Annotated in this window: 14 protein-coding genes; 2 read left to right on the forward strand and 12 right to left on the reverse strand. The window is 64.4% G+C overall.

The features are described 5' to 3' along the window. Positions 1–512: hypothetical protein (locus VNN55_08205; GenBank protein ID HWO57534.1), on the forward strand; the 512-nt coding region annotated here is incomplete at its 5' end. A gap of 253 nt (positions 513–765) precedes the next feature. Continuing rightward, complete coding sequence (gene mazG, locus VNN55_08210; GenBank protein ID HWO57535.1) at positions 766–1,569, forward strand: nucleoside triphosphate pyrophosphohydrolase; 804 nt, start codon at positions 766–768, stop codon at positions 1,567–1,569. Positions 1,570–1,776: 207 nt separating this feature from the next. On the opposite strand, the gene VNN55_08215 is transcribed toward mazG, so the two are convergent. The 12 genes from VNN55_08215 to VNN55_08270 form a co-directional block, all read right to left on the reverse strand. After that, on the reverse strand, positions 1,777–2,220 hold the full coding sequence (locus VNN55_08215) for a DUF420 domain-containing protein (GenBank protein ID HWO57536.1): 444 nt from the start codon (positions 2,218–2,220) through the stop codon (positions 1,777–1,779). Next, positions 2,220–2,864 carry an SCO family protein gene (locus tag VNN55_08220; GenBank protein ID HWO57537.1) on the reverse strand — a complete coding sequence of 215 codons (645 nt, stop codon included), beginning with the start codon at positions 2,862–2,864 and terminating at the stop codon, positions 2,220–2,222. The genes VNN55_08215 and VNN55_08220 overlap by 1 nt, the downstream gene beginning before the upstream one ends. 7 nt (positions 2,865–2,871) lie before the next feature. Continuing rightward, positions 2,872–3,681: an ABC transporter permease gene (locus tag VNN55_08225; GenBank protein HWO57538.1), complete on the reverse strand. Its 810-nt coding sequence runs from the start codon at positions 3,679–3,681 to the stop codon at positions 2,872–2,874. Next, positions 3,678–4,622, reverse strand: coding sequence for an ABC transporter ATP-binding protein (locus VNN55_08230; GenBank protein ID HWO57539.1), 945 nt, complete (start codon positions 4,620–4,622; stop codon positions 3,678–3,680). Before VNN55_08230 ends, VNN55_08225 begins: the two co-directional genes overlap by 4 nt. Positions 4,623–4,995: 373 nt before the next feature. Next, a complete protein-coding gene (gene cyoE, locus VNN55_08235; GenBank protein ID HWO57540.1) occupies positions 4,996–5,913 on the reverse strand; it encodes a heme o synthase in 918 nt (305 codons plus the stop codon). Positions 5,914–5,947: 34 nt separating this feature from the next. Then, a complete protein-coding gene (locus VNN55_08240; GenBank protein ID HWO57541.1) occupies positions 5,948–6,706 on the reverse strand; it encodes a hypothetical protein in 759 nt (252 codons plus the stop codon). Continuing rightward, a complete protein-coding gene (locus VNN55_08245; protein ID HWO57542.1) occupies positions 6,699–6,959 on the reverse strand; it encodes a hypothetical protein in 261 nt (86 codons plus the stop codon). The genes VNN55_08240 and VNN55_08245 overlap by 8 nt, the downstream gene beginning before the upstream one ends. A 143-nt stretch (positions 6,960–7,102) precedes the next feature. Next, positions 7,103–7,309, reverse strand: coding sequence for a hypothetical protein (locus tag VNN55_08250; protein ID HWO57543.1), 207 nt, complete (start codon positions 7,307–7,309; stop codon positions 7,103–7,105). 3 nt (positions 7,310–7,312) lie between these two features. Beyond that, positions 7,313–7,615: a cytochrome C oxidase subunit IV family protein gene (locus VNN55_08255; protein ID HWO57544.1), complete on the reverse strand. Its 303-nt coding sequence runs from the start codon at positions 7,613–7,615 to the stop codon at positions 7,313–7,315. A gap of 28 nt (positions 7,616–7,643) precedes the next feature. Next, entirely contained in the window at positions 7,644–8,093 is a 450-nt protein-coding gene (locus tag VNN55_08260; GenBank protein ID HWO57545.1) for an SH3 domain-containing protein, read from the reverse strand. Positions 8,094–8,112: 19 nt separating this feature from the next. Then, positions 8,113–8,703: a cytochrome c oxidase subunit 3 gene (locus tag VNN55_08265; protein ID HWO57546.1), complete on the reverse strand. Its 591-nt coding sequence runs from the start codon at positions 8,701–8,703 to the stop codon at positions 8,113–8,115. Positions 8,704–8,706: 3 nt separating this feature from the next. Next, the coding region (locus tag VNN55_08270; protein HWO57547.1) for a cbb3-type cytochrome c oxidase subunit I at positions 8,707–9,278 on the reverse strand (572 nt) is incomplete at its 5' end.

Consider the following 9,278-nt stretch of genomic DNA (forward strand, 5'->3'; position numbering starts at 1 on the left):
TCTGGTCGGCGCAGGGATGGCCAGCGGTGCAACGGCGGTATGAGGTCGAGATGTACCAGCAGCGTGTGCAGCGGTGCATCGTGGCGGCACTGCGCGAATTGCCGGCTCGTCCGACGATCGCCATCATCGACGCCGGACTGATCCCCTATTGGAGCGATCTGCCCACCATCGATGTCTGGGGGCTATGCGATACGGAGATCGCGCGCGAAACTTCGCGTCAGGCCGCGGTGATGAGGCGGGCGCCGGCGGTGTATATCACCACAGTTGACACGATGGTGGCCGGCTTCGAACGGCCGCGGTTGGGCGATGACAAGCTGATGTACCAGTCCGGGAATTTCTCGTCGGTGTACCAATTATGGCGGCCCTGCGACGGTGGGATGCGGCCATCGAATTCCTGTTATGACTATGCCATCCTCGTGCTGGCCCGCTGGGCGCGTGACAACGGAGTGCGGATTCCGGAGCGACGGGAGTTCCGCGAGTCCAAGGTGAGACACCAGTCCGAGAGCCCGTAGCGGGACGCGGCACACTCCCCTGAACGAGCGACAAAGATCCCAAGACCCGGCAAAGAGCGCCGGGTCTTGGGATGACGGGTTTATGGCCTTCGGGCGCTGGCGGACGGGGTGGACATTGGGATGACGGGTTTGTGGCCTTCGGGCGCTGGCGGACGGAGCTAATCTCAGCCCCGCTGTCTTTGGCATCTCGACCGGGACAAGAGGCTTTCAGCCCCTTGGTGGCGTGCGGCGATGCATTTGGCGATATTGGCGCATGGCCAAGAGACGGAAATACTCGTTCGATGATCTGGTGGGAATCATGGCGCGGCTGCGCGGGCCGAAGGGATGCCCGTGGGACCGTAAGCAGAACCACCAGACGCTCCTCCCCTACCTCATCGAGGAAACCTACGAAGTCGTCGACACGCTGCATCGCCGCGACTACCGGGCCCTGCGCGAGGAACTAGGCGATCTCCTGTTGCAGATTGTCTTCCACGCGCAGTTGGCGCGCGAGCGGCGGCGGTTTGACATCGACGATGTCAGCGATGTGATCTGCCGCAAGTTGATCGCGCGGCATCCGCATGTCTTCGGCAGCGTGACCGCCCGGACCGCCGATGACGTGCTCAACAACTGGGAGAAGATCAAACTGGCCGAGAAAGAGCAGAACGGCAAGACGGGCGGTGTCTTGGCGGGGATTCCCCGTTCATTGCCGGCGCTTCTGCAGGCATATCGTGTGCAGGAGAAGACCGCGCGCTTCGGTTTTGACTGGGACAACCCGGCTCCGGTGCTCGACAAGGTGAATGAAGAGGTCGGGGAGCTGCGGCGTTCGCTGAAAAAGCGCGGGGCGCGCCGCAAGCGCGAAGTCGAGCATGAGCTGGGCGATCTGCTCTTTGCGCTGGTGAATCTGGCGCGGCATCTGAAGGTCGATCCGGAGACGGCGCTGGCCCGTTCGAACAAACGCTTCATGAAGCGATTCGGCTACATTGAGAGGAATCTTCCCAAGCGCGGGTTGAAGTTGGGGGAGGCATCGCTGGCCGAGATGGACAAATTGTGGGAGGAAGCGAAGCGGAAACTGGGTTGAGATGCCCCGCCGATGTTGAATGCGCCGGTGTCCGGTCGCGGGGAAAAGATTGCTTCGTCGGCCCGATCCGCCGTTGGCGGATCGGGCCTCCTCGCAATGACGGGGTGCTCATGTCTTCCCCTGAAAACCCTCCGTTGCGAGGAGTCCGTCAGAGGCGGACGACGAAGCAATCTTTGTTGAGCGGCGGAGGTCCGGTTGCGACTCCACCTACAGCGCGGCGCGGTCGGCGGAGGGGAACCAGCGGTAGAGCATGAAATAGATGAGCACGCCGGTGATGGAGACATACATCCAGATCGGAAAGGTCCAGCGGGCCAGACGGCGGTGCGCGGAGAAGTCCGAACGGAGCGCGCGGCGCAGAGTGATGATGATCAGCGGGGCCACCAGCGCCGCCAGCGGCGTGTGGGTCCAGAGAATAGCGAAGTAGAGCGCGCGCGGCCAGCCCTCGGTGGTGAAGCGGGTGATGCCGGCGTGGCCGAAGTGGTAGATCAGGTACGACGCGAGGAACAGAAGCGAACAGGTCACCGCGGCCAGCATGCAGGCGCGGTGCCGCCTGCGGTCCCGGCGGAGTATGAAGAACAGGCCCAACAGCAGGAGGCAGGCGGCGACGCCATTGAGGGCGGCGTTGAGGGCGGGCAGGACGGTCCAGTCCATCAGACTCCCTTGTCGCGGATGAGCACGGCGATGTCGGCGGTCACCTTCTGGATCAATTCGGGGTCATCGCTGTGGTAGTAGTTGCGGATGTGGCCGCGCCTGTCCACGATCGCAAACAACGTGCTGTGGAGCAGCGGATCATCCTTGGCGCCGGCGTGGAAGCCATCGGTGGCGAGCATGGCGATGGTGTCCTTCGGGCCGGTGAGAAACAACCAGCGCTCGGGATCAGCGCCGTAGAGTTCGGCGTATTCGCGCAGCCGCGCGGTCGAGTCGCGTTCGGGATCGACCGAAAAGGAGACCAGCCGCACTTTGGAGTCGACGGGAATGGTCTTCTGCAGTTCGGCCATCTGCAGCGACATCTTCGGGCAGGGACCGGCGCAGTGGGTGAAGATGAAGTCGGCGATCCAGACACGGCCCTTCAAGTCGTTGAGGGTCACGGTCCGGTCGGAGCGCTCGGTCAGCGCGAAATCCGGGACCGCGCCGAAATCGGCCATCGGCGCCTCCGGGCTTTTGTCTTCGCCGCGGAATTGGGTGTAGCCGATGATGGCGGTGGCCAGGATGAAGGCCAAAAGCAGCAGGCCGACGGCCCAGAGGATGGAGCGGACCGGCAGCGCGGGTTTGGCGTCGTTGGCGATCTGGTTCATTGTGGGCTCACTTTCGGGGACGTCCCGCCACCCACACGGCAACTCCACAGGCGGCCAACGCGAACAATAACAACACAGGCAGCGTGAGCGCCGGCGGCGGGAGGCCGGCGGTCATCGCCGGCTGATCCACATACAACATCTGACGCAGCGCGGCGGTTCCATAGGTGAGCGGGTTGACGGCCATGATCAGGCGCATCCAGCCCGCGGCGCCGGCGGCGGGGAACATCGCCCCGGACAGAAGCCACATCGGGATGAGCAGGACATTCATGACGGCGTGGTAGCCCTGCACCGAGTCCATGCGCCAGGCAAAAAGAAAGCCGAGCGCGCTCATGGCGATGCCGATGAGCGCCATGACCAGGACGGCACCCAGCCAGCCGAGCGGGTGAAACTCGATCCCCACAAAGGGCGCCGCGGCAAAGAGGACAATCCCCTGCATCATCGCCAACGCGGTCGAGCCGAAGATTTTACCGAGGGCGATTGACCAGGACGGGCAGGGCGCCACCAGCACCGACTGCAGGAACCCCTGGGTGCGGTCCTCGATGATCGAGATCGTCGCAAAGATCGCGGTGAACAGGACCATCAGGACCAGCGTGCCGGGATAGAAGTACTCGGCGTAGGTCTTTTCCGGCACCAGCGGGTGCTGGAACGAGCCGCTCCAGCCGGCGCCGAACAGCAGCAGAAACAGAATCGGCTGGCCGAGCGCGCCGAAGACCCGGTGTTTCTGGCGGACAAACCGGGTGAACTCGCGGCGCAGGAGCGTGCCGACGGCGAGCCAGCCGCGGGTGTGCGCGGAGATGGCGGCGGCAGGAGCGTTCACAGGCCATCCTCCTCGCTGAAGGCATGGCCGGTCCGTTGGCGGAAGACATCGTAGAGCGATGGACGGGCGATCTGCAACGAGTCGACGGCGTCACCGAGAACCTGCCCGACCCGGGCGGCGAATTCGCCGCCGTCGGAGACCGCAACCCGCACACTGTCCCCTTCGATTTCGGCCTCCAGCGAAAACGTGGCCTGAATGCGTTCGCGCAGCGCGGCGAGGTCGCGTCCCTTCAGACGCACCACCTGCCCGGCGATCTGCGCCCGTAGCGCGGCGGGCGCGCCATCGGCGACGATCCGTCCGCGGTCCAGAATCAGGACCCGTCCCGAGTCCTCCGCCTCCTCCAACAGGTGCGTGGTGTAGAGCACCGCCGCCTGGGTATCCTCGCGCAGACTCCTGATCAGCCGCCAGAACGAATCGCGGGCCACCGGATCGAGGCCGGTGGTCGGCTCATCGAGCAGCAGCAGTCGCGGCTGGGTCATCATCACTTTGGCCAGTTCAACGCGGCGTTTCAACCCGCCGGAAAGCGTTTCGACGAAATCATGGCGGCGGTCGTCGAGTTCGAGGCGTTCAAGCGCGTAACTGAGCTGCGCGCGCAGGGGCCGTCCCGAGAGGCCGTGCAGGTGGCCATGGTGGAGGAGGTTTTCGCGCACGGTCAGTTTCACGTCCAGCGCCGGCGCCTGGAAGACGACGCCGAGGTGATGGCGGACACGGTCGCGGGCGGCGACGACGTCATCACCGAAGACAGTCACCTCGCCCGCGGACGGGCCGGCCAGGGTGGCGATGATGCGAAACAGCGTGGTCTTGCCGCCGCCGTTGGGGCCGAGGATCGCGGTGAATTCGCCGGGGTCGAGGTCGAAGGTGATTTCATCGAGGGCGCGTCGCGGGCCATACTGGTAGGCCAGGCGTGTGACCGATACGGCGGTGGCGTCATCCACGGGCATGGGGGCGGAAGATACGTGATGGCGGCCGCGGGCCCAAGCGGTGTCGGAGGGGAAGGGCAGAATTTCGCGTGGCCTGCGTGGAGGCGCGGGTTGGGGAGGAAACCAGGATTGCTTCGTCGTCCTGATTCGCCGCAGGAGAATCGCTCCTCCTCGCAATGACGGATTGCGGCCTTGTGGGCCGGTGGATGCCGCTGCGCCGCTCGTAGGGGCGTATTGCATGCGCCCCTGCGCGCGTGGCCGGTGGAGTGAGGGGCGTATGCACTACGCCTCCACGTAACGGCGTGAATTCACGCGGCGCCTGTCGGCCGTCATTACGAGGAGTCCGCCGGAGACGGATGACGAAGCATTCTTTTTGGGGACGGCGCGGGCCGGCTCAGGATGGGACGCGGAAGACGGCCAGAATGACGAACAGAATCGGCAGATAGACCAGCGAGGCATAGAAAATGCGCCGCGCATAGGCGACCATGTCGCTGGTGGTACGTCGGAGGGCCAACGCGGCGAAGGCCAGGCCCAGGATCGCGGCGACGATCGTGTAACCTGCACCGGCGATGCCCAAAAGCGACGGCAAAATCGTCAGCGGGATGAGCGACAAGTTGAGCCATTGAATGTGACGGGTGGTGTGTTTGCCCGATTCGTCGGTCAGTCGCACCACCGCCATGCGGGCGTTGGCGTACTCGCTGCGGTAGATCCAGGCAATCGCCAGGAAGTGCGGGAGTTGCCAGACGAACATGATGACGAACAGGGCGACGGCGCCGGAGCCGAGCGCGCCGGAGGCGGCGGTCCAGCCCATGACCGGCGGCAGCGCGCCGACCACCGCGCCGGCGGCGACACACCAGGGGGTGAGCCGTTTGAGCGGCGTGTAGATCAGGACATAGGTCGCCGCGGTGATCGCGCCAATGGCGAATGTCAGCCAGCCGCAGAAGGCCCACAGATAGCCCAGCCCGGCGATGGTCACGCCGACGCCGAAAATCAGTCCGTCGCGGGGTTCGAGACGGGCCGCGGGCAGCGGACGCGCGGCGGTGCGTCGCATGCGCGCATCGGCGTCGCGTTCGAGATACTGATTGAGCGCCGCCCCGCCGCCGGCGACCAGCGCGGTGCCGATCAGCACATGCAGCAGGCCGACGACGGAGACGGCGGCGCCGGAGCCGACAACAAATCCGACGACCGTGGTCAGCAACACCAGACTGACCAGCCGCGGCTTGGTCAGGGCGAAGTAGTCGGCCAGACGCGACACTTCGACACGGGACACGTCGACCGGAGAGGCAATGGTGTACAGCGAGTCGTCTTTCATGCCGGGTATAACGCGTCGGGGCCGCGAATGTTGCCTACGATTCCGGCGACGGGGCCAATTCGGCCTGCTTGCCGTCCATCCAGGCCTGGAAGGATTCGGGTGTGTGAATGGTCATGTAACCGCGCATGCGGTAGTGCCCCAGGCCGCAGAGCTGCGCGCAGGCGATCTCATAATCGCCGGCCACGGTCGGGGTCCAGGAAACGGGAACGCGCATGCCGGGGATGGCATCCTGCTTGACCCGCATTTCGGGCAGCGAGAAGGAGTGGATGACATCCTTGGTGGACAGGTAGATCAGGGCCGGCTTGTTGACGGGCAGATGCAGCTGATTGATGGTCCAGACATCATCCCTGGCGTCGGGATCGTTGCGGTCCAGACCGACGGGATTGGTCTGGTCATCCATGAGCGCGACATCGACCCGACCGAACTTGCCGTCGGGGCCGGGGTAGTGGCAGTTCCACTGGAACTGCTGGGCCACGATGCGCACGACGGTCGATTCCGCCTCCGACGGGGTGGCGACCACGACCTTGGCCCAGAGCGGAATTGAGAAACCGACCAACAGGATCACTTCGACAACCGCCACCGCCGCCTCGATGTAGGAGGAGGCATGGCTTTTGACGCCGGAGTAGTTGGCCTTCGGATGCGCGCCCCTGCGGAAGCGCATAAGGATGAAGGCGAAAAACGCGCCCCAGCCGATGAAGAGCACGAACATGATGATGTGGACGATGCCGATCAACGAGTCGATCTGCCCGCCGTGCGCAGAGGCGAGACGGGGCAACCCCAGCCAGTCATACATGCTTGGCACCTCGCAGTCCTTCGAGCCATTCGGTGTCGATGGAGGAGTGCCGTGAAACGCGGGCACGCCGCCAGAGATAGAGGAAGAATGCGACAAAGGTCGAGAGCACGGTGCCGGTGACGGCCAGCAGCGCCCAGATGGCGCTGTTCATCCCCTGGGTCATCGGCGAGGAGGGGTCGCCCAGGCAGACGGAACAGGCGTGGGTGTCGGCGGCGGCGAAAAGAACGATCAGTCCGGCCAGAACGAAGGACAAAGATTGCCGCACCGCATCGCGACGGTAGGCAGCGCCAGGGAGGGCGAGGCCCCCGCCGAGCCGTCTGGCGTGACGCGCCGAAAAGAGCAGGCTCGGCAGAAGCCTCGCCCTCCCGATGGATCGTAATGGCATCAGGGGGCGGATCATAGGAAGCTGATGCCTTTCAGTTTGCGGAGGAAACGGATGCCATAGACGATCAAGGCAATCGCGCCCAGGAGGAAGAACAACCCGAAGGCGAGCGACGACATCCCCTCCCCGGCAGCGAAATGCCAAAGTCCCCAGGCGGCGCAGAAAAACGAGACCAGCGAGGAGAGCGTGATGAACGCGATATGAAAGGCCTTCAGCGACATCGATCAGTGTCCCAGATGATCGGCCTGCGTGAACAGCGGCAGGCACATGAGCGCGACAAAGAAGATCGCCGTCAGGTAAAGCGCCCAGTAGATCAGCTTGCGTTCAGAGATCAGGTGCATGAAGTACATGCCGACCAGCGAGCCCTTGACCACGGCGATGGCCAGCGCGATCACGATGTGCATGGTCTTGGAGACGTCGAGAGAGGAGGCCATGACGGTCAGGGCGGTGAGGGCGGCCAATGCGACGAAGACGCCAATGTAGCCGCGAACCTCTTTTTTCACATCGTGGGCATGCGCATCAGCCATTCTCTCTCCTTACGCGCGGCCGGGGCGATTATTTGCCGGTGGCGGCTTTAATGGCCTCGGCCTGCTCGCGCGAGGCCGAAACCAGGGTGCTGTGAATCCACGCCTTCTGAATCGTTCCATCCGCCTTCTTCAGCTCGACTTCGACCCATTCGCCATCGAGCGCGCCGGTGGCGGTGACGGTGTCGAGGAATTTCAGCTTGGTGACAATGGCGCCCTCGCGCGAGGGTGTGGCGCGCACATTGGCGGCCGCGACATTGACAAACAGAATCCGCGGGGCTGCCGGCGCAGCGACGGTGTCGGCCGCGGCGGCGGCAGCCACCGGGGTCTCGGCGGCGGCGGGAGCTGTGGCCGCGGGCTTTTCGCCCAGCCGCTTCGGCGCCTTGCGCGCGGTGGCGCTCTGCGACGACGAACCGGAAGAACAGGACGCCACCAGCGCCAGAACGCCGACGGCGGTCAACAGATGCCCGACACGCTCCATGTTCAAACCCTCCTTCCCCCTACAGGAGATAGAGCAGGGGGAAGAGAAAGATCCATACCAGGTCGACAAAATGCCAGTACAACCCGGTGACCTCGACCCGGTTGGTGAACCGTCCCGGCTCGCGCTTCCACATTCCCGGCCCGGTGATCAACAGATAGGCCATGACCACCATGCCGCCGAGCACATGCAGCCCATGCAGACCGGTGAGCGTAAAGTAGATCCCCAGAAAGGTGTCGTTGGACGGATAGAGATGGTGCGAGAACTTGGCGCCATACTCGATCGCCTTGATCACCATGAAGCCGCAGCCGCACAGGAACGTCAACAGCAGGTACAGCCGGTGCGCGGCGAAGCGCCCCATCTTCAGCGACGCCCAAGCCATGACCATGGTGACCGACGAGGTGATCAGGACCATGGTGTTGACGGTGGCCAGTGGGACATTGAGAATGTCGGCGCCATGCGGCCAGGTCGCGGCGCCGACGCGCAGGAGCACATAGGAGGAAAACAGCGCGCCGAAGAGCATGACTTCGGAGGCCAGAAACAGCCAGATGCCGAGTTTGCCGTTGTAGAGCCCGGTGTCGGCGCGCGGGTCGACGGAATAGGGTATCTGCATGGTCTAAGCCCTCGCCGGCGCGTTTTGGGGTGTGAAGTCGGCGGGGTCGCCGGGGACGGAGTACTCATACGGTCCGCGGTGCACCACCGGCTCGGCGGTGAAGTTGCCGTGGGGCGGCGGCGACGGCGCGGCGGCCCAGTCGAGGGTGGTCGCCTGCCACGGGTTGGCGTCGACCTTCTGCCCCCTGAAGATGCTGTAGAAGAAATTGAAGATGAACGGCAGCTGCGCGATCGCCAGGATCCAGGCGCCCCACGACATGATCTCGTTCCAGTGGAAGACACCCTGCGCGTGGGCGTACTGCTGCCCGCCGTCGTAGAGGCGGCGCGACACCCCGGCGAGTCCCTGAATGAACATGGGCATGAAGATCACGTTCATGCAGATCAAGGTGCCCCAGAAATGCACCTTGCCGAGCGTGTCGCTCATCTTGCGTCCGGTCACCTTCGGGAACCAGTAGTAGATGCCGGCAAACAGCGCGATGATTGAGCCGGGCGCGACGACATAGTGGAAATGCCCAATGACATAGAGCGTGTCATGCAGATGGATGTCGGCGGTGGCCAGCCCGAGCGGCAGGCCGG

It is taken from the genome of bacterium, assembly GCA_035559435.1.
In the GTDB taxonomy this organism is placed as follows: domain Bacteria; phylum Zixibacteria; class MSB-5A5; order WJJR01; family WJJR01; genus JACQFV01.